Origin of the sequence: Actinotignum timonense (assembly GCF_030216305.1) — a bacterium.
Classification (GTDB): Bacteria; Actinomycetota; Actinomycetes; order Actinomycetales; family Actinomycetaceae; genus Actinotignum; species Actinotignum timonense_A.
Genome location: NZ_JASOKT010000011.1, coordinates 52,447 through 70,841, shown reverse-complemented (window position 1 = coordinate 70,841; position 18,395 = coordinate 52,447). Strand labels below are relative to the sequence as shown.

At 63.4% G+C, this 18,395-nt stretch carries 18 protein-coding genes; 3 read left to right on the top strand and 15 right to left on the bottom strand.

Going from position 1 to position 18,395, the window contains the following annotated elements; translation table 11 throughout:
* Window positions 1-249: 249 nt before the first annotated feature.
* From QP305_RS06670 to QP305_RS06660, 3 genes are all read right to left on the bottom strand, one after another.
* Window positions 250-1,149: a sugar ABC transporter permease gene (locus QP305_RS06670; RefSeq protein ID WP_284904651.1), complete on the bottom strand. Its 900-nt coding sequence runs from the start codon at window positions 1,147-1,149 to the stop codon at window positions 250-252.
* Window positions 1,150-1,181: 32 nt separating this feature from the next.
* On the bottom strand, window positions 1,182-2,795 hold the full coding sequence (locus QP305_RS06665) for an ABC transporter permease subunit (RefSeq protein WP_284904650.1): 1,614 nt from the start codon (window positions 2,793-2,795) through the stop codon (window positions 1,182-1,184).
* 64 nt (window positions 2,796-2,859) lie between these two features.
* On the bottom strand, window positions 2,860-4,110 hold the full coding sequence (locus tag QP305_RS06660) for a sugar ABC transporter substrate-binding protein (protein WP_284904649.1): 1,251 nt from the start codon (window positions 4,108-4,110) through the stop codon (window positions 2,860-2,862).
* A 401-nt stretch (window positions 4,111-4,511) separates the two neighbouring features.
* On the opposite strand from QP305_RS06660, the gene QP305_RS06655 reads away from it, so the two are divergent.
* Together QP305_RS06655 and QP305_RS06650 are read left to right on the top strand one after the other, a co-directional pair.
* Window positions 4,512-5,474: a LacI family DNA-binding transcriptional regulator gene (locus QP305_RS06655; RefSeq protein WP_284904648.1), complete on the top strand. Its 963-nt coding sequence runs from the start codon at window positions 4,512-4,514 to the stop codon at window positions 5,472-5,474.
* A 131-nt stretch (window positions 5,475-5,605) separates the two neighbouring features.
* Window positions 5,606-7,333 carry a glycoside hydrolase family 13 protein gene (locus QP305_RS06650; protein ID WP_284904647.1) on the top strand — a complete coding sequence of 576 codons (1,728 nt, stop codon included), beginning with the start codon at window positions 5,606-5,608 and terminating at the stop codon, window positions 7,331-7,333.
* Window positions 7,334-7,469: 136 nt separating this feature from the next.
* On the opposite strand, the gene QP305_RS06645 is transcribed toward QP305_RS06650, so the two are convergent.
* From QP305_RS06645 to QP305_RS06635, 3 genes are read right to left on the bottom strand one after another with little or no spacing between them, the layout of a single operon-like run.
* The gene (locus QP305_RS06645; RefSeq protein ID WP_284904646.1) at window positions 7,470-8,357 is read right to left on the bottom strand and encodes a tetratricopeptide repeat protein; all 888 of its coding nucleotides are present in this window, start codon (window positions 8,355-8,357) and stop codon (window positions 7,470-7,472) included.
* A 1-nt stretch (window position 8,358) separates the two neighbouring features.
* Window positions 8,359-9,384 (bottom strand): hypothetical protein, encoded by a 1,026-nt coding sequence (locus QP305_RS06640; RefSeq protein ID WP_284897421.1) that lies wholly within the window; start codon window positions 9,382-9,384, stop codon window positions 8,359-8,361.
* Window positions 9,377-10,819, bottom strand: coding sequence for a hypothetical protein (locus QP305_RS06635; protein WP_284904645.1), 1,443 nt, complete (start codon window positions 10,817-10,819; stop codon window positions 9,377-9,379). The genes QP305_RS06640 and QP305_RS06635 overlap by 8 nt, the downstream gene beginning before the upstream one ends.
* A 300-nt stretch (window positions 10,820-11,119) precedes the next feature.
* Here QP305_RS06635 and QP305_RS06630 point away from each other — a divergent pair, with 300 nt between their 5' ends.
* Window positions 11,120-12,460: a cell division protein DivIVA gene (locus QP305_RS06630; protein ID WP_274732440.1), complete on the top strand. Its 1,341-nt coding sequence runs from the start codon at window positions 11,120-11,122 to the stop codon at window positions 12,458-12,460.
* A gap of 158 nt (window positions 12,461-12,618) precedes the next feature.
* On the opposite strand, the gene QP305_RS06625 is transcribed toward QP305_RS06630, so the two are convergent.
* The 9 genes from QP305_RS06625 to atpD form a co-directional block, all read right to left on the bottom strand.
* A complete protein-coding gene (locus QP305_RS06625; protein WP_274732439.1) occupies window positions 12,619-13,395 on the bottom strand; it encodes an alpha/beta fold hydrolase in 777 nt (258 codons plus the stop codon).
* A 62-nt stretch (window positions 13,396-13,457) separates the two neighbouring features.
* Window positions 13,458-13,709, bottom strand: a complete 252-nt coding sequence (locus QP305_RS06620) for a type II toxin-antitoxin system RelE family toxin (RefSeq protein WP_126134876.1) — start codon at window positions 13,707-13,709, stop codon at window positions 13,458-13,460.
* Complete coding sequence (locus QP305_RS06615; RefSeq protein WP_126134875.1) at window positions 13,710-13,970, bottom strand: type II toxin-antitoxin system Phd/YefM family antitoxin; 261 nt, start codon at window positions 13,968-13,970, stop codon at window positions 13,710-13,712. It lies immediately after the preceding gene.
* Window positions 13,971-14,017: 47 nt separating this feature from the next.
* Window positions 14,018-14,302 carry an ATP/GTP-binding protein gene (locus tag QP305_RS06610; RefSeq protein WP_274732438.1) on the bottom strand — a complete coding sequence of 95 codons (285 nt, stop codon included), beginning with the start codon at window positions 14,300-14,302 and terminating at the stop codon, window positions 14,018-14,020.
* Window positions 14,303-14,368: 66 nt separating this feature from the next.
* Window positions 14,369-15,529: an N-acetylglucosamine-6-phosphate deacetylase gene (locus tag QP305_RS06605; RefSeq protein WP_274732437.1), complete on the bottom strand. Its 1,161-nt coding sequence runs from the start codon at window positions 15,527-15,529 to the stop codon at window positions 14,369-14,371.
* A 9-nt stretch (window positions 15,530-15,538) separates the two neighbouring features.
* The gene (gene nucS, locus QP305_RS06600; RefSeq protein ID WP_126134872.1) at window positions 15,539-16,234 is read right to left on the bottom strand and encodes an endonuclease NucS; all 696 of its coding nucleotides are present in this window, start codon (window positions 16,232-16,234) and stop codon (window positions 15,539-15,541) included.
* On the bottom strand, window positions 16,235-16,624 hold the full coding sequence (locus tag QP305_RS06595; RefSeq protein WP_026429109.1) for a DUF2550 family protein: 390 nt from the start codon (window positions 16,622-16,624) through the stop codon (window positions 16,235-16,237).
* A gap of 13 nt (window positions 16,625-16,637) precedes the next feature.
* Window positions 16,638-16,913: a F0F1 ATP synthase subunit epsilon gene (locus QP305_RS06590; protein ID WP_126134871.1), complete on the bottom strand. Its 276-nt coding sequence runs from the start codon at window positions 16,911-16,913 to the stop codon at window positions 16,638-16,640.
* Window positions 16,913-18,373 carry a F0F1 ATP synthase subunit beta gene (gene atpD / locus QP305_RS06585; protein ID WP_274732436.1) on the bottom strand — a complete coding sequence of 487 codons (1,461 nt, stop codon included), beginning with the start codon at window positions 18,371-18,373 and terminating at the stop codon, window positions 16,913-16,915. The genes QP305_RS06590 and atpD overlap by 1 nt, the downstream gene beginning before the upstream one ends.
* Window positions 18,374-18,395: the final 22 nt, after the last annotated feature.

Here is an 18,395-nt window from a genome sequence, read left to right as displayed (position 1 = left end):
CGCGAGGCCGAAGCGGAGGAATCCGAGGCAGCCGCAGCCGCCTAAAGCGGTCGCCTTATAGAGGCACCTCCTAAAACAGCCGCCTCAGAGCGCGTGCCGCGTCTTAGCTCCTTCGCGGTGGCGCCTGGCAGCGGCGCAACAGTGGGCCCGGTGATCGACTACTCGACCACCGGGCCCACGCCTTTGCCTACACACAAAGCAAAGTGCAAATCCACGCACCATTTTGGCCCAATTTCGGGGGCAGCCGGGCTACCCCTTCACCGACCCACCGGTCAGTCCCGAAACGATGTAGCGCTGCAGGAAGAGGAAGAGAAGCAGAATCGGGAGTGCGGAGATGACCGCGCCGGCTGTGAACCAGCCCCACTGCTTCTCATTGCCGCCCACCCAAATATTCATGCCGATGGCCAGGGTCCAATTCTCTTCTTTGGAGAGGATCGTGGAGGCCAGGATGAAATCGTTGAAGGCTCCGATGAAGGCCAGCAGCCCCACCACCGCAAGGATCGGGGTCACCAGCGGGAGCACGATGGTCCAATAGACCTGCGAATGGCTAGCGCCGTCAATCTTCGCGGCTTCGTCCAGCTCCATCGGAATGGAGTTGAAGGTACCGTACATGAGGAAGGTATTGGCACCCAAAGCCCCGCCCAGGTACACGCAGATCAGGGAGAGCTTGGAGTCCAGGCCAAGCACCGGCACGATCTCACCCAGCTGGCTGAGCAGCAAGAAGATTGCCACGAAGGCCAGCAGCTGCGGGAACATCTGGATGACCATGAGGGCCAGCAGCCCGCCCTTGCGCCCCCGGAAGCGGAAACGCGAAAATGCGTAAGCCGCGGCCGCGCCCATGAGCACCGCCCCCAGCGCGGAGAAAATGCCGATCTCCAGGGTATTGGCGAACCAGCGCCAGAACATCGTCGAGGTTCCTAGCTGGGCGAAGTTCTGGGTGGAGATCTCCGAGAAGAGGGAGTTCGCCGAGGTCAGCGTTGTTTTGGTATTCGGGTTGAGGGCCGCGGAGAGCACGTAGATAATCGGGAAGGCCGAATAGACGACGGCGAAAAGCCCGACCAGGTGCCGGAAGCCCACCTGGGAAAACCAGCGCCCGAAACTCACCTTATTGTGATGGCGTTCCTTATAGCTGATCTTTTCCTCGATCATGGGAACCGCCATGACTGTAGATTCGCTTGCCATTACTGTGCCCCCTCAATTGAACGCGAGCGCCGGAAGCTGATGAGGGAAATCGTGCCGACGATAACGAAGATGAGGATGGACATGGCCGAAGCCAACCCGTAGTTCTTCGTTGCCGCGCCCGACAGCCCGGAAATCTGGTACACCATCGAAATGAGGATGTCCGTGGACCCCACCGGCACCGAGGCGTCCGCGAATTGCGGGCCGCCGCGGGTAAGCATGTAGATGAGGTTGAAGTTATTGAAGTTGAAGGCGAAGGAGGAGATGAGCAACGGGGTCACCTGGATCATGAGCTGCGGCAGGGTGATATACCGCCACCGCTTGAATCCGCCCGCGCCGTCAATCTCCGCCGCCTCGTTGAGTTCGGACGGGATAGATTGCAGCGCCCCGGTGCAGATGAGGAACATGTAGGGGAAGCCCATCCACAAATTCACCAGGATCACGGATAGCTTGGCCAGCCACGGATCGGTGAGCCACCCGATTTCCGCACCCCCGAAAAGCACTTGGTTGAAGAACCCGTACTTCGGGTTGAGCATGCCGGCGAAGAGGAAAGCCGTCATAAAGGAGGGGAACGCGTAGGGCAGCAGCATAATCGTGCGGTAGATTTTGCGCCCGCGCATCCGCTCATCATTCATGACCAGCGCAAAGAACATGCCCAGCAGGAAGGTGGTCGCCACCGAGAGGAAGGCGAAAGCGAACGTCCACACCAGCACCTTGAGGAAGGGGCTGGCGTAGCGGGCATCCCCGAAGGCATCGGCGAAGTTCTTAAAGCCAACCGTCACCCGCCAACCGGTATTGAGAGTTTCACCGTCGTCGGCCCGGTAGAAGCCATCGCTGGAATCAGCGTGATAGACCTTGCCGGTGGTGATATCCGTGAGGGTATCGGCCGCCGCATCGTGCTTGAGGGTTGATTGGAAAACAAAGCCGGTTGTGGCTGTTTGGGTTCCAATAAATCCATCTCCCGGGTCCTCGCTCATGGGAACGCGCAGCGCGGTGATCTCCGCCTGGCGCGCCCCGATCTGGGCGGGCGTGAGAATCTCATAGCCGGGTACCTCGGTGATGCGCTTGCCATTGACCTGGGCATTTTTCGCGGGTACGAAGGGAGCTTCCTCGGTGCCCACGAGCACTGCGCCGTCGTCGTTCACAATAGCGAAGCCGAGTTCCCCACCGGCGTCCACGACCGCGAGGGGGTACTGCGCGCTACCTTCAACCCGCTGGGTGGAGGTGAGCAGCAGTGCCTCGGTGGCGCGTTCTTTGGTGAGCATATGGCGGTCGCCGTAGTTGGTGAACGCGATGTAGCCGGTGTAGAGAATAACGAACACCTGGAAAATCGCGAGGAAAACCAGCCCCGGCGTGAGGTACTTGGGGGCCAGGTGCTTCCGCGAGAAATACACGTAATCCACGATGGCGAGCAGCACCGTGAAGACGGCCACCAGGATCCACGATCCTTCGTTGAACGCCGCCGCGATAATGTAGATCCCCAGCGCATTCACCAGCGCCATGAGGACCAGCTTGATAATAAAACCAACCGACCAGGTGCGCGCGTGCGAGCTTCCCACCACCGGGATTTTCTTCTCGGCGCGGCGCCCGGCCCGGTTCTCCGTTTCCGTACTCATGACTTACCTCTTCGCTGACGCGAGGGTGACCCGGAAACCTCCGAGCCACCCTCGCGTTCGCAGCTTACTTGGCTAGTTCTGCCTGCAGATTCTGGATGAGGCTCTGCCATGCGGCCACCGGTTCGGCGCCGTCAATAATTTGAGCTTCGGTGACGCCCCAGGGCACCCACACCGCACCCATTTCGGGGATGGTGGGCATCGGCTGGGCGCCTTCGGCAGCCTTGGCGAAGCCTGCGGTGACTTCGTCCTTCTGGGCTTCCTGCGCCGCGGCGGTCAGCGCCGGGAGGCGGTTGCCGGCCTTGTAAATATCCAGCTGCACCTCCGGGGTGGCCATGTAATCAACGAGGAACTGGTTAGCCACAATCTGGTTCTTGGACTGCGCGGAAACATAGAAGCCCTGCACGCCCACGAGCGGGGTGGCCGCCTTGGGGCCGGGCGCCGGAATCGGCTCCACCGCGACCTTGAGGCCGGCGCTGCGGAAGTCCTCAATCATCCACGGGCCGCCCAGGATATAGGGCGATTCACCCTTCTTGAACGCATCAACCGCAATATCGTAGGTCATCGCGGTTTCGAAAACGCCGGCCTTGCCCTGCTCACTCAGCCAGGTGGCGAAAGCTTCACCGTTCGCTCCGCCCATGCCGAGGTTCTTGGAGGTGGAACCGTCCGCATTCGTTTCAAAAACGGGCGCCCCGAAGGACTGCTGGAAGGGATAGTAGGTGTAGGGATCGCCCTTGTCAGTGGTCTGGATGAGGAAGGGGTACTTCACGCCAGCTTCCTTGCCCTTGGCGATCATCTCATCGAAGGTGGCCGGGGTGGAATCCGCCAGCGCGGTATTGCGAATGAGCGCGAGGTTCTCCAGCGCGTAGGGCAGGCCGTACAGGTTCCCGCCGGTGGAGAAGGCCGTGGTGGCCACGTCATTGAAGTCCTTCGCCTTATCGCCTAATTCAATAGGGGCGACGACGCCGTTCGCCACGAACTCACCGAGCCAATCATTGGCACCTACGGTGATATCCGGGCCCTGACCGTTGGAGACCTGGGTGAGGAACTCCGCGCGCACATCCCCGAATTCCTTGACCACGAGCTCCACGTGGTTGCCGGTTTCCGATTCGAATTTCTTCGCGGCGCTTTCCAGGGCCGGCTGGCGGTTGGAATCCGTCCACACCGTAATGGTGGCCCCGCCGCCGGCTGCCGGTGCTGCCGAGGTGGCTCCGGCAGGTGCTTCGCTCTTATCAGCCGAACCGCCGTTGCCACCGCAGGCGCCTAAAACAAACGCCAGCGCGGATACCGCGGCCATCGCGCTTATGCTCCGTCGCATCTTTACTCCTTGCGTTGATTCTTCGCTACGCGGGATCGCACCATCACGCTCCCCGTTATCTCTGAGGGTAGCGCATCATTCGGTAGTTTTCACCCCTTTTTGCAGTCTTTTTTACGCCTTTACATATCAGAAGGCGGCCGATGTGGGATTTTCCGCGGTTTTACGGGCTTTGTAGGCCGCGCTGTTTTCAGAAATGCTTTCACGGTTGGAGTGGCGGCGGGCGGGGAGCTGCGTCGTCGTGCTGTACCGTGACGGGGCAGAAACAGAAGTGCGGCGGGACGTTTCCACCGCTCCGCACATCCAGCCGCACACCGCACCGCTGGAGTTTTCAGAAAAGCCTCAGTACGATGTTGCACGACGGCGCGCACCGCGCCGACCAGCACAAGGACGTCTCGGTACCCATGAGTAAAATTCGCATGCAAGATGTTGCCACCCACGCGGGGGTGTCTGTGGCGACCGTATCGCGCGTGATTAACCAGAAGGGCAATGTCAGCGAGGAAACCCGCACCGCGGTGCTGGCGGCCCTCGATATGCTCGGCTACGAGCGCCCGCCGCGCCTGAGCGAGGCGAGCGGAACCGTGGGTCTGCTGCTCCCCGAACTGACCAACCCCATTTTCCCGGTGTTCTACCAGGAGCTCGAACGCGAATTCACCGCCGCCGGGTACACCACCACCCTGGCCACCCAGGCGCCCGGCGCCCTCACCGAGGACGAAGCGGTCGCTTCGCTCACCGCCCGCGAGGTATGCGGGCTGGTTTTTGTATCGGGGATGCACGCGGATTCCAAGGCCTCGCCGGAGCGGTACGTGCGGCTGGCCGAACGCCTCCCCTTCGTCACGATTAACGGCGCGAATCCGCGGGTTCCGGCCCCTGATTTTTCTACCGACGACGCCGAATCAATGCGGCAGGCGGTGCGACTCCTGGCCGGGCTCGGGCACAGCCGCATCGGTTTGGGTATCGGGCAGCGCCGCTATATTCCCGGCCAGCGTAAAGAACAGGGCTTTGGCGAGGCGATCTCCCAGATGCTGCCCGGCGCCGATGTGATTGTTGCAGAAACTTTTTTCACGGCTCACGGCGGGGCGCGAGCGGCCGAAGCCCTACTGGCGCGCGGCTGCACGGCCATGGTGTTCGGCTCAGACATCATGGCGCTCGGCGCGATTGATGCCCTGGAGCGGCGCGGGGTGCGGGTGCCCGAGGATGTGTCGATTGTTGGTTTTGACGATTCGCCGCTCATTCGATTTATGCGCCCGGCGCTCACGACCCTGCGCCAGCCGGTGGCGGCCATCGCCCACGCGGCCTGCGCTACCCTGCGGGCCGCCATGGAAGATTTTGCACCGGCACAGCGCACGAAGGCGGGGCCTCGATGAGCTTCCCGGCCGAATTGCTGGTGCGTTCCACCACCGCGGGTGCGCCCCTTGCGGCGCCCGCGCACATTAGCGCGCCCGCGCAACCCGGCGCACCCGCGCCCTCCTCCACCTCTAACTGAAAGGACACCGCTATGCTCCTCCACCCTGCTTCCGAGCGCGAAAACTGGTGGCGCGACGCCGTTATTTACCAGATTTACCCGCGTTCCTTCGCGTCCTCGGGCGGGCCGCTCGGGGACCTGCGCGGCATCGAGAGCCGACTGGGCTACCTGGCAGATTTGGGAATTGATGCGGTGTGGCTTTCGCCTTTCTACCGCTCCCCGCAATTCGATGCCGGTTACGATGTGTCCGATTACCGCGATGTTGATCCGCGCTTCGGCACCCTGAAAGATGCCGAGCATCTTATTGAGGCCGCGCACGAAGCCGGACTGCGCATCATCGTCGATATTGTCCCTAACCACACTTCCTGGGATCACGAGCTTTTCCGGCGCGCGGTGGCGGCCGGCCCCGGCTCCCCCGAACGGGAGCTGTTCTGGTTCCGCGAGGGGAAGAACGGGGGCAGTGAGCCTCCCACCAATTGGCGCTCGGTGTTCGGCGGGCCGGCCTGGTCACGGGTGCGGGACCTTCCCTTCGCCGCCGGTACCCCGGCCGCGGAGGAAGACCTCTACTACCTGCATCTTTTTGACCGCTCGCAGCCCGATCTCAATTGGCACAACCCGGCGGTGCGTGCCGAATTCTTGGAGACGCTGCGTTTCTGGTTGGATCGGGGCGCCGATGGCTTCCGGGTGGATGTGGCCCACGGGCTCATGAAAGATCCCGCGCTTCCCGATTGGTCCGGGGCGGTGGAAATGGCCGGGGTGACGGAGAAACCCGAGCCGGCGCCCTTCTTTGACCGCGATGAGGTCCATGAGATTTACCGCGAGTGGCGCGCGGTCCTGGATGAGTACTCCCCCGAGCGCATCCTGGTAGCGGAGGCCTGGGCGGATACCGAGGAGCGGCTGGCCCGCTATATCCGCCCCGATGAAATGAACCAGGCTTTCAACTTCATTTATTTAGCCGCGCCTTTCGAGCGCGAGGCGCTGCGCGAGATTATCGTGCAGTCGCTGCGCCAATCGGATCGGGTGGGTGCGCCCACCACCTGGGTGCTCTCGAATCACGACGGCGTGCGGGTGTGCTCGCGCCTCGGCTACCGGGATACCTCCCGCGGGGCGAACGGCATCGGTGCGAATGATCCGCAACCGGACCGCGAACTGGGGGCCCGCCGCGCCCTGGCCTGGCATCAGCTCACCGCCGGCCTGCCGGGGGTCTATTACATCTACCAGGGCGAGGAACGTAATCTTCCCGAACATACCTCGCTGCCGGACGAAGTGCGCGAAGATCCCACCTTCGCCCGCACCCACGGCAAGGAGCTGGGCCGGGATGGCTGCCGGGTCCCCCTCCCCTGGGAATCGGATCGCCCCGGTTTTGGTTTCTCCCCGGACGGCGCCACCTGGCTCCCCCAGGGCGCGGATTGGGCGCGTTACACGGTGGACGTGCAGGGGGCCGACCCGCATTCCCCGCTGCATTTCTTCCGCACCATGCTGCGCCTGCGCGATGAGCTGGAGCTCGGGGTGGGATCCCTCGAGGACGTCTGCGATGATTACGGCGCCGGCGTGCTCGCCTATGTCAATCGCGCCGCAAACACCAACCGGGCCGCGCATGCGCAGCGTCCACCCGTGCTCATGCTTACGGTATTCGACGACGCCGCACCGCTGCCCTCCGGTTGGCGGGTCCTGCTGGCCTCGGATCCAGCCGCCAGCGCCTTGGGCGAAGGGGAGATGATCCCGGCGGATACCACCGTCTGGCTGGTGCCGGTCGAGTAGCCGAGCTGGAATAGGCCGTTCTGACATAAGCCGGCACAGCACGAGGCGCCCAAACCGTAAGGGTTCGGGCGCCTCGTTGTCTTGTACCGCTAGAAAACTTACGCCAGCCTATGGCCCGCGCCCGTTTGAGAAGACCTTAGAACAGCGCGGAGGCGAGGTCACGGCGAGCGCTACGCACTACCTCCGTATCGGCTCCCACCGCGGTGAAGAGTTCGAGCAGGTGGGTGCGCAGCTCTTCGCGTGCATCCCCGCTGGTGACCTTAATGGCGTTGATCAGCCGAGTGAATCCCAGATCGGGGCGGCCGGCGGCCACCTCAATATCGGCGGCGGCGATCTGCGCCGCCGCATCGCCCGGGCCGCCGGCATCCGCCGCGGCCATGACGGCCTGCGGGTCCTGCCCGCGGGTTGAGCGCAGCAGGCGCACCTGGGCGCGGCCCACCTGCGCTACCTCGCTATTCGGGTCTTCTGCCGCGAGCGCTTCAAATTCGGCTTCCGCAGCGTCGAGGTCTCCCCGGTCGAGTGCTTCGAGGGCGGCCAGGTGATGGGGATTGACGGGGGCTTCGCCCGCTTCATCGGCTTTCCCGCTCACGCGGCCGGCCACGCCGGCGCGGTTAGCTGCGGCGAGCAGCTGGTTCACGAGCTCGGTGAGCTGCGCGGTGGTGGGTGCGCCCTGGAAAAGTGGGACGGGTTGGCCGCCCACGAGCGCGATACCCATGGGGATGGTCCGCACGCCAAAGGCCTGAACGAGTTCCGCTTCGGTGCTGGCGTTCACCACCGCGATACGGATCTGGCCGTCGCGCCGGCGCGCTTCGGCTTCCAGGGTGGTGCCCAGCTCGCCGGCCGCGCCGTCGGCCACAAAAAGCACGATAACAGGAACCTGCGCGGAAAGCTGCACTTCGGCGTTGAGGCCTGCCGCGGTGAGTGTGGTGAGGTAGGCGCCGGGCACGGGTGCCGCGTTTTCCTGCTTTTTCGCCGCTGCCAGGGCCGCTAAATCGACCGGGCCGCGCATGGACATATCTGCCATATTAGCCTCCGTTCTGCACCGAGGTGAGCACCGGTTTCGATGCCGCTACCGTGGTGATCGTTGTGTTTGTGGCGCCCGCCGCCGGGATTTTCAGGGCCACCGTGAAGGAATAGTTGAGGCGCATGCTCCCCTGGACCGTGACCTCAGTATTGGCTTGGCCGGTGGCCAGCCCCGCGATTTTCGCGTCGGTAACTTTGATGGAGCCACCCTGGGCGGTGTGGCGGATTTCGAGGGCCTGATTGACCTGGAAGACGGTGAGGATGCCGCCGTCGCTGGCGCGGAAGCTTTCCGGGGTGGTCTGGGCCGGGCCGAAAGCCTGGCTGACCGCGCCCACGCCTTGCACCGCGCCGGCCAGGGAATCGTAAGTTTGGGAGAGCTGAGTGCGCACCGCGTCCGGGGCGGCCGGGTCCGCATCCGAGCCGTAGCTAAGGGCGCTTCCGCTGGCGTTGAGCGTGCCAATATAGCCATCGTGAGCAGCCTGAGGGGACGCCACCGCGCCTTCGCCGTTATCCGCGGCCACCCGCTGCGCACCGGCCGGGCCGGCGGGGATCTCCGGGATCACGCTGCCGGGCAGAATATCCATGGCCGCCCACAGCGCCCAGTTTTCCCGGGCCGCGCCCTGGGTGAAAACATTGAGGCCCTGCGAGGTGGTATTCGCCGGCCAATTGACCACCGCGAGCGCACTGCGCGGAAAGCCTTCCGCCCCGGAAATCGCCACCGAATCGATGGTGGTGGACAGCGCGGGCATATCGTAGCTATCGGCCAGAATGCGCTTGAGTGCGTAGTGGGCGCTGCGTTCCACGCTGAAGGGGCCGGAGCCGCGCCCGCTGAATTCTTCGGGGCTGGCGGCGGCGTCCGCCTTGGTCAGCTGCTCGAAAATCGCGGGGGCAACCCGCTCGGTGAAGTGTTTATCGGAGAGCGCGGCACGCGGGCTCGCCGGAGCCGGGGTAGGTTCCAGGACGACGGCGCTCGCTGAGCAACCGCCCAGTAATGCCAGTGCCGCGAGGGTGGCCAGGGCCTTACGCATGGGTCGTTCCTTCCTCGTCGTCGTTCTGTGTGGGCTGCTTGGGTTCGCCGGGCTGTTCGGACTCGGATGCGCCGAGCGCTGCGGGTTCGCCGGGCTGCGCGGCCTGCGCGGAGCTAGGCGCGCCGGCGGCCGTGCGGGGCTGGTTTTGACCCCAGATGCTCCACCAGCTTTGCGGATCGGATTCCGCGGCGGTATCGCTATCGCTGCCGGTGGCGCCGGAAGTTTCCGCGCGGTCTGCATCGCTGAGCTCCGCGGGCTTGACGGGCACGCCGTCCTTCATCTGGATGGCGGGGAGAATGCCAGAATCAGCCGCGGCTTGCCATTCGGCGCGCGAGCCGCGGTAGCCGGGTTCCTCATCCGGGCCCGGGAGCGCGGCTTGCGGTTCCGCTGCCGCGGGTTCGGCTACCGCCGGTTCCTCGGTTGCTGGTTCGTCGGTTGCGGGTTCGTCTACCGCAGGTTCCTCGGTTACGGGTTCCTCTGCCGCCGGTTCCTCGCCCGCGGGTTCGTCGGCGGGTGTTTCTTCCGAAACACTTTCTTCCGAAACGCCTTCTTCCGGAGCGATCAACTCGATGCGATCGGCCGGATCGAGGGGGCGTTCGCGCAGCTCCTGCGCGCGCGGGCTTTCCATCAGGATGCCCGCGCCCAGTGCGCCTCCGGTTACCGCGACCCGGTCACCCGCGGCGCAGTCACTTACAGGCTGAGCCGCCCCACCCGTGCCGCCCGCGCCACCGGCTTCGCCAACCGCCGCCGGTACGGCCGGCATAATGGTCGTTTCATCCGCGGCCCGCTTGGCACGCGATACGCGCTCATCCTGCCCGGCCCGCACCTTCGCCGCGAAGCTGCGCTGGTCCTTGGTGGCGGTCATGAGTAGGGCCACCCCGCTGAGCCCCACAATCAGCCCGAGCAGACTCACGGGCAGAGACCAATTCCGCCCACCGGGCAACGCCCAGGTGAGTTCCACCTGCGGGAGTGCCCCGGAGGACGTCTGCATAATGAGGGATTCCGCTCCCGGGGAGGTCACCGTGTAGGTGAATTCCACCTTCCCCTTGCCTTCTTCCTTGGAGAACCACATATCCGAGGCGAGGACCTGGCCCGGGTCCGCCTCCCCCTGGGAGGGGGTCAGCGTCAGTGCGGCGTCGTCGTTCATACCGGTAATGGTGGCGCCGGGTACGCCTTCCGCGTACGCGAGCACGTCACCGGAAAATCCGGCGCCCACGGAAATGGTGTCCTGCGCCGGGCCGGAGACAGCTACCTCCACATCGGTCCCGCCCATATCCAGGACGCCGGGGGCCGTGACGAGTACGCCTTTCCCGTCCGGCGCCACGGTGGCGGAGACGCTGGAGGCCGGCTTCCACACAGTGCCGAGCAAAATGCCCACCACCAGGATCGCCAAGCCCGCGAGCGCGAGACCGACTCCTCCGTTCTTCTTCATCATTCCCCTTCTCACTCCGGCTTGCGGCCCGGTACAACCGCACCGGCGAAAGACCATCGACGACAATTCCCTACGTTAAAGCTACCGCGTGACCTGCTCGGTGGCGGAATTTTTCGGCGCACGGCCGCGCTTTTAGGCTTAGAGAAAAGCCTAACCGTTATCTAACCGTTATAAAACTCCGTTCCGGCCGATGGTGGTGAGCTCCACAGCGTTCACCACATGCCCAGCGCTACCCCCACCGGGTGCGCTGACCGGTAGGCTTAGGGCAGCAATTTCTATCCAGCAGCGCGCGGAAAGGTTGTTATGGCAGATTTAGAACTGTTTCCAACAGTACGCAGGGGTTACGACAAAGCTCAGGTCGATGAACGCATTCACCAACTGGCTGATGCGCTCGCCGAAGCTCGGTCGCGAGTAGCGGGTTTGGATGCGCAGGTTTTGCGTATGTCCGGTGAGCTCACCGAATTGCACAGCCGTTTGCGCGAAGATGAACGCCCATCCTATTCGGGTTTGGGCACCCGGGTGGAGCGGCTGTTGCGCGGGGCGGAACAGCAAGCGATGGACGTGATGAGCCGGGCGAATTCCGATGCGGAACTACTGGTCTCCCGGGCGCGTTCGCAGGCGGAAAATCTCACCTCCGCGGCGGAAAAAGAAGCGCAGGAAACGTTGGATACCTCGCGTACCGAGGCGGCTCAGGTGCGCCAGCGTGCCGAGGCGGAAGCCACCGAATTGACCACGACCTCGCGGCGCACGGCCGAGGAGCTGGTGACCTCGGCCCAGCGGGAAGCCGAGCGTTTGGAGGCGAAAATGCGCCACGATGAGGCCGAGCAGTCCACCCGGCTCACCCACGAAGAAGAGGAGCGCCGCGCGGCTCTCGCTCAGGAATTGGCGCAGGCGCGCACCCGGGCCGAGGAAGAGGTCACGCAATTGCGCACCGAGGCTGAAACTGAGGTGGCGCGTTTGCGGAGCGAGGCGGAGGCCGAGGTCGCGAAAATCCGCGCGGAGGCCGAACGTGAGGTTGCGCAATTGCGGGCGGATTCGGCCGCGGCCCGCGCGCGTTCCGATGAAGAATCGCGTACGGCCATGGCGAAGTTTGTCGACGACGCCGAGGCTCGGGCCGCCAGTGCGGAACGCCGCCTGGCGGAAGCCACGAAGCGGGCTAATGCCCTGACATCCTCCTCGGAAGCTGAGGCGAGTGCGGCGCTGAGCGCCGCCCAGACCGAAGCCCGGGAACTGGTGAGCGCGGCGCGGGAAGATGCCGAGCGGATGCGCCGCGAAGCACGCGACGCCGCCGAAGAATCACAACGCCAGGCCGATGCCCACGTGGCCGGCCTGGAAGAACAGCGCCGTACCCTCACCTCCTACCTGGAGGATATGCGCACGATGCTGGCCACCTCGAATATCCCGCTGGCCCTGGATGAAATCGTGGGAAGTGCCGAGGAGCGCACCGCTGCGGAAGCGGCTGAAGCTGGGGAAGCTGGTCAAGCTAGTGAGGCTGGTGAGGCTGGCGCCGAGGCTTCAGGAACTGGCAATCAGTCTCCCGCAGCGGCAGAATCCGATGCGGCAAAGTCCGATACGGCAGAAGCCGACGCGTCAGAATCCGACGCGGCCGGCGAAAACAATGGGGACGCTACCGACAACCGGTAGTGTCTCCTCACGAGCCGACGGGGGCAGGGGTGTTTTTTCCGGGGTGTACTTCGAATGTACGACATACGCACTACACCTCTGAAAACACCTCCTGCCCCCGTCGATACTCATGTGATTCTTGAGAGCCGTGCGATTCCCGAGTCGCGCGATGGTGGTCGCTAACGAGTAGCAGCCTCGTAGAGCTCGCGCAGCGCGGTAGCGACTTCGTGCGGCTTTTCCACCGCGGAGAAGTGGCTGGCACCCTCGAGTTCCACGAAAGGCTGATCCGGGCGTACCTCATGCAGCTGGGCAAATTCTTCGTGCTTGGCATTCGGGTCATCCACCCCGCGCAGCAGCAGGATAGGAACATCCAGCTCCATGACACCGCGGGTATCCGGGCGGGTGAGCATCATTTGTTGCAACCAGGAGAAAGCTCCGGCATCTACCGTCTTGAAATAGGCGGCAACCTTCTCTTTAAGCTCCGGGCTGGCCGCCGAGCTGAGCATAGTATCCACCCAGCCGGCCAGCACATCCCAGCTCTGCCCCGAGGCAAGCTTCTCAATGGCCTTTTCCCGCGGGGAAGGCGAGGGCTCCGGCCCCAGAATCGAACCGTCCAGCAGCGCGAGCCCGGCAATCTGCTCGGGGTGGCGCAGTGCATAAGCGGCCGTGACGGTCGCACCCATGGAAATTCCGGCGAGCACGATGGACTCATAGTCGGCCAGGGTTTCTTCGAGGGCGGCCAGGTAGGAATTGATATGTGGCGTGGTGGCGCCCGCGGCGCCGTCGACCTCACTACCGGAAGGCGAGTCCCCGAAACCGGGGGCATCAATAGCAATCGTGTGCAGATCCGAAAGCTCAGCGCGCACGCCCTCCCACATCCGGGACGTCATCGGCATAGCGTGGAGCAGAACAAGCGGAATACCCGCACCTTCGTTAATATGTGTGGCAAGTTTCATAACTCGATTGTAACGCCGCTACCGGAACTTACCCCGGGTACGGCGACCCTGGCGACTAGTTATCAGGCATACACTTCGCGTCGGTGCGCAGCACGCAAAACCGTAACGAGGAGCTTATCGTCTTCTATTTCATAGATGACACGATAGTTACCCACACGAATACGCCAGGCAGGATAATTCGTTAGTTTCTTTACCCCTACCGGACGAGGCTGGACCGCAAGCTTTTCTATTTCACCAAGGATTCGGTCCCGAATCGGCTTTTCTAACTTGCGAAGCTGCCTACCGGCTAAATTTGACAGAATAACGCGATACATTTAATCGAGACTGGCCTTGAAATCTTCCAGGGTAATGCGTACACCGTCATCAGTACGCTTGGCATGCTCATAGGCAGCGATATCCTGAGCCATCTCGAATTCTTCTAAGGCGTGAAGATCATCAATCGTGACAATGGCAGCAGCGGGTTTGCCGTTGCGAGTAACGGTGAATCTCCTACCGGCATGAAGCGTTTCCCCGAGCACATAGGAGAGTTCTTCACGTAATTCCCTAGTACTAACCTGATTTTCTGCAATAGTCATATCACACACTTTACATTGTGTACACACCGTACACAATTAGTTGTAGTCTAGGCGCGACCGCGGTGCTGCCAGCAACCCGGATGCCAGTGGCGGCGCGAATCCACCCCGTACTGGGCACCCCAGATGGTGTCCTCCGTCCAGGCAACGATATTGCTTTCACCAACCCGGATCATCCCGCCGCAACCGGGGCACACATAATCCTTCGCGGCGCTGGCGATGCGCCGCACTTTATACGTGGCGCCATCGCGTCCGTTTTCATAGGTGAGCCCACCCATCGCCGCGCTGATATTCAGCGGGTGAACGGGACGGGAATACTTTTTCGACCGGCGCATTCTTCCATGGTAGCCCCTGAGCGCGCGGAGTCCACTAGCATCGCGTACGACGCCGCAGTCTCCCGGCTACGCCACCAACTTGCCGTCCTGCGCAACCAACTGCCCGGCGCGGTAGACCCGCCGCGGGCGCAGTTCCTCATCCACGACCAGCAGATCCGCGCGCTTGCCCACTTCGAGGGATCCGCGATCGGTCAAACCCATTACGCGGGCCGGGGTGGCGCTCGCCATGGTAACGGCGTCGTTCATATCGACTCCCGCGCCGACCACGGTGCGCACAATATCGAGAAGATGAGAGGTGCCGCCCGCGAGATTGCCCCCGCGCAGCCGTGCCTGCCCGTCGGTCACATGCACCCGCAGCCCGCCCAGCTCGTAGGTGCCATCCGCCATACCGGCAGCCGCCATGGCATCGGTGATGAGCGCGATATTTTCCGGGCCCACGATTTCGACCACGTTGCGCACCAGCTCGGAGCTAATATGCACGCCGTCTCCAATAAGTTCGACGACGCAGCTGCCGCGCCGCGCGGCAGCCAAATACTCGGCTACCGGACCGGGCGCCCGGTGACGCAATTCGCGCATGGCATTAAAGAGGTGGGTGGCCACCGGGGTTGCCCCGCCGGCCACCGCCCGCTCCTGGAGCTCCCGCGCCGGGCCGGCCTCCGCGTGGGTATGCCCCCAGGTGGGCACCACACCGTGCTCAAGCAGCAGGTCCACCACCTCGCTCGCCCCCGATAGCTCGGGGGCGAGCGTCATCCCCCAGGCATGCCCGCGGGCAGCGGTGAGGAGCCGGTTAGCAATCTCCACGCTCGGGGTTTCCAAATAGGCGGGGTTTTGTGCCCCCGCTCGCTCGCTAGAAAGGAAAGGTCCCTCAATAAGAATGGCGGCCAGGGTCCCGTCCTCGACCGCATCGGCGAGCAAGCTTGCCCCGGCCTCCATGCGCTCCACGCTCAGGGTGGTGAGAGCCGCGGCTATCGAAGTGGTCCCGTGCGCCAGATGTTCCCCGGCCGCCTGCGCCACTTCCGTGCTATCTTTCGCATCAGGGAAGGAAGCCCCTCCCCCGCCGTGGCAGTGTTCATCAACGAGCCCGGGGAGGATGAGCCACCCCTCCGGGAGCTCTGCTGTCACATCGCTCGATACCGTATCTACCCGCGTGAGAACTCCCTTGTCCCACGCGATTTCACATTCACGTACGCCGCCGGGCAACGCTGCCCGGCCGTATAAGAACCCCATTATCCCGTCCTAAAACAGTCGATCCTCCGGGTGGTCTATGCCACGCATATCGTCGTAGTTCAAGATCATACAGTCAATGCCGCGGTCTTCGGCCAGCACACGGGCCTGAGGTTTGATTTCCTGGGCTGCGAAAATACCGCGCAGCGGGGTGAGGAGGGGATCGCGGCGCAAGAGGTCAAGGTAGCGGGTGAGCTGTTCGACCCCGTCGATTTCGCCGCGGCGTTTAATTTCGACGGCGATATAGCCGCCCTCGCCGTCGCGCACCATAAGATCTACCGGACCGATGGCGGTGGGGTACTCCCGGCGCACCAAGCTGGCCTGCGGGGCGATGCGTTCCACCTGTTCGGCCAGCAGTTTTTGCAGGTGCGCTTCCACCCCGTCCTTGACGAGTCCGGGATCCACCCCGAGGTCTTGCTCGTAATCGGAAAAGACCTCGTAGATCCGAATAACCAGCCGGTCATCGGTTTTCTTGTGCTCCACGTTCCAGATGGTGCGCACGCCCGCCTCGCGCTCGGCTGCGCTCGGTTCTTCTTCGGTGAAGAGGGTTGGGCCCATCATCCAGTTGAGGGGCTTGTAGGAGCCGGTATCTGCATGAACCAGCACCGAGCCATCCGCCTTGACCATGAGGAGCCGAGTGGCCGGTTCGAGATGCGCGTCCAGGCGTCCGGAATAATCCACCGAACAGGTAGCAAAAACAACGCGCATCTAGAACAACACCCAATCTCCCCGGGGCGGGGCCGAATCCGCCCACGCCACCAGCGCCGTATGCGCTTGGCAGCTCATGGCCATATCAATTTCTGTATGAGCATCCCCCACGCGGGCGGTGGCGATATCGTCACGGACTTTAACCAGGTTGATGCTCAGGGAACGCCGGTCGAGGCGCAGCGCCGGACGCCAGGATAGGGAAGCGACCCTAAACCATTCCAGCGCATCGGTGCGGAAAAACACCACGCCGGTGTGCCAGCGGTGCTGCCGGCGTACCGCAGCCTGGGAGGACCCCCACTGGTTGAAGAGGTACCGCACCCGCGCCAGGAAGTAGATGAGGAGCGCGAGGAGAACCAGCACGACGATCAGTGCTACGCTTTGCCAGCTCATTCGCGCTCTCCGCCTACTGCCCGCTAACCGACTGCTCGGTGACCGAATCGGCCACCACGATAACCTGGTTAGCGGTCACCGTGAGGAAGCCGGAGCCGGACATCGTGAAGCTGCGATCGCGTCCGTCCTCGCAGCCGCGCACCTCGACATTGCCTTCCGTGAGGAGGGCGACGAGCGGGGTGTGGTCCGTGAGGATACCCACCGAGCCTTCGGTGCCGGGCGCGGTCACCGATTCGGCATTCCCGCGCCACGCCAGCTCCCGCTGGGAAACGATCTCAACGTCCAGCATTATTCGCTCCGCAGTTCGTGGTACTTGCGTTCCAGATCCTCGATGCCGCCAATATTGAAGAAGGCCTGCTCGGGGACGTGGTCGTATTCGCCGTCGCAAATACGGCGGAACGCTTCAACGGTTTCCGCAACCGGAACGGTGGAGCCTTCCACGCCGGTGAACTTCACCGCGGTGTACATATTCTGCGAGAGGAACTGCTGGATCCGGCGCGCGCGGGCGACGGTCAGGCGGTCTTCTTCGGAGAGTTCATCCACACCGAGGATGGAGATGATGTCCTGAAGTTCGCGGTTCTTCTGGAGGATCGCCTTGACGCGGGTCGCGACCTCGTAATGCTGCTGGCCCACGATCTGCGGGTCCAGAATACGCGAGGTTGAGGCGAGGGGATCCACGGCCGGGTAAATGCCCATGGAGGCAATATCACGCGAGAGTTCGGTGGTTGCATCCAGATGGGCGAAGGTGGTTGCCGGTGCCGGGTCGGTGTAATCGTCCGCGGGAACGTAAATAGCCTGTAGCGAGGTAATGGAATGCCCGCGCGTGGAGGTAATACGTTCCTGGAGCGCACCCATTTCATCAGCCAGGGTGGGCTGGTAGCCCACCGCGGAAGGCATGCGCCCGAGCAGGGTGGATACTTCCGAACCGGCCTGGGTGAAGCGGAAGATGTTATCGATAAAGAGCAGCACGTCCTGGTTGGCGACGTCGCGGAAGTACTCCGCCATCGTCAAGCCGGACAGGGCGATGCGCAGGCGCACCCCCGGCGGCTCGTCCATCTGGCCGAAAACGAGGGCCGTCTTATCGAGCACCCCGGCTTCGTCCATTTCGTGGATGAGGTCGTTACCCTCGCGGGTACGTTCACCCACCCCGGCGAATACGGAAACGCCATCGTGGTCGAGGGCCACGCGCTGAATCATTTCCTGGATGAGGACCGTTTTACCCACGCCCGCGCCACCGAAGAGGCCGATCTTGCCACCCTGCACGTAAGGGGTGAGCAGGTCGATGACCTTGAGGCCGGTCTGGAACATTTGGGTTTCCGGCTCGAGTTCGTCGAAGGCGGGAGCCTGGCGGTGAATCGACCAGCGTTCCTTCACCTCGATCTCATCAGGGGAAACGTTAAGCGGTTCGCCCACGACGTTGAAGACGTGCCCGCGGGTCACGTCACCGACTGGAACGGTGATGGGGGCACCGGTATCGATAACGACGGCGCCGCGCACCAGGCCGTCAGTCGGCTTCATCGCGATGGTGCGCACCACGTTATCACCCAGGTGCTGGGCCACTTCCAAGACCATCTCCTGCTCGATGACGCTTCCGTCACCGGAGGGGAGGGTTGCCGTGGTTTTCAGGGCGTTATTGATATCGGGAAGCGCGTCGGACGGAAATTCGACGTCGACGACGGCGCCAATGACCTGCGTAATCCGGCCGGTTGTGGCCAGGTCCGCGGTCTGCTCCTCTAGTTGTGCAGTCATAGTGTGTTCCTTATCCGTTACG

What these genes read in the sequence shown, in the direction of transcription:
- QP305_RS06670 (WP_284904651.1), bottom strand. Translation starts at nt 1,149, where the DNA reads ATGATCGAGGAAAAGATCAGCTATAAGGAACGCCATCACAATAAGGTG.
- QP305_RS06665 (WP_284904650.1), bottom strand. Translation starts at nt 2,795, where the DNA reads ATGAGTACGGAAACGGAGAACCGGGCCGGGCGCCGCGCCGAGAAGAAA.
- QP305_RS06660 (WP_284904649.1), bottom strand. Translation starts at nt 4,110, where the DNA reads ATGCGACGGAGCATAAGCGCGATGGCCGCGGTATCCGCGCTGGCGTTT.
- QP305_RS06655 (WP_284904648.1), top strand. Translation starts at nt 4,512, where the DNA reads ATGAGTAAAATTCGCATGCAAGATGTTGCCACCCACGCGGGGGTGTCT.
- QP305_RS06650 (WP_284904647.1), top strand. Translation starts at nt 5,606, where the DNA reads ATGCTCCTCCACCCTGCTTCCGAGCGCGAAAACTGGTGGCGCGACGCC.
- QP305_RS06645 (WP_284904646.1), bottom strand. Translation starts at nt 8,357, where the DNA reads ATGGCAGATATGTCCATGCGCGGCCCGGTCGATTTAGCGGCCCTGGCA.
- QP305_RS06640 (WP_284897421.1), bottom strand. Translation starts at nt 9,384, where the DNA reads ATGCGTAAGGCCCTGGCCACCCTCGCGGCACTGGCATTACTGGGCGGT.
- QP305_RS06635 (WP_284904645.1), bottom strand. Translation starts at nt 10,819, where the DNA reads ATGATGAAGAAGAACGGAGGAGTCGGTCTCGCGCTCGCGGGCTTGGCG.
- QP305_RS06630 (WP_274732440.1), top strand. Translation starts at nt 11,120, where the DNA reads ATGGCAGATTTAGAACTGTTTCCAACAGTACGCAGGGGTTACGACAAA.
- QP305_RS06625 (WP_274732439.1), bottom strand. Translation starts at nt 13,395, where the DNA reads ATGAAACTTGCCACACATATTAACGAAGGTGCGGGTATTCCGCTTGTT.
- QP305_RS06620 (WP_126134876.1), bottom strand. Translation starts at nt 13,709, where the DNA reads ATGTATCGCGTTATTCTGTCAAATTTAGCCGGTAGGCAGCTTCGCAAG.
- QP305_RS06615 (WP_126134875.1), bottom strand. Translation starts at nt 13,970, where the DNA reads ATGACTATTGCAGAAAATCAGGTTAGTACTAGGGAATTACGTGAAGAA.
- QP305_RS06610 (WP_274732438.1), bottom strand. Translation starts at nt 14,302, where the DNA reads ATGCGCCGGTCGAAAAAGTATTCCCGTCCCGTTCACCCGCTGAATATC.
- QP305_RS06605 (WP_274732437.1), bottom strand. Translation starts at nt 15,529, where the DNA reads ATGGGGTTCTTATACGGCCGGGCAGCGTTGCCCGGCGGCGTACGTGAA.
- nucS (WP_126134872.1), bottom strand. Translation starts at nt 16,234, where the DNA reads ATGCGCGTTGTTTTTGCTACCTGTTCGGTGGATTATTCCGGACGCCTG.
- QP305_RS06595 (WP_026429109.1), bottom strand. Translation starts at nt 16,624, where the DNA reads ATGAGCTGGCAAAGCGTAGCACTGATCGTCGTGCTGGTTCTCCTCGCG.
- QP305_RS06590 (WP_126134871.1), bottom strand. Translation starts at nt 16,913, where the DNA reads ATGCTGGACGTTGAGATCGTTTCCCAGCGGGAGCTGGCGTGGCGCGGG.
- atpD (WP_274732436.1), bottom strand. Translation starts at nt 18,373, where the DNA reads ATGACTGCACAACTAGAGGAGCAGACCGCGGACCTGGCCACAACCGGC.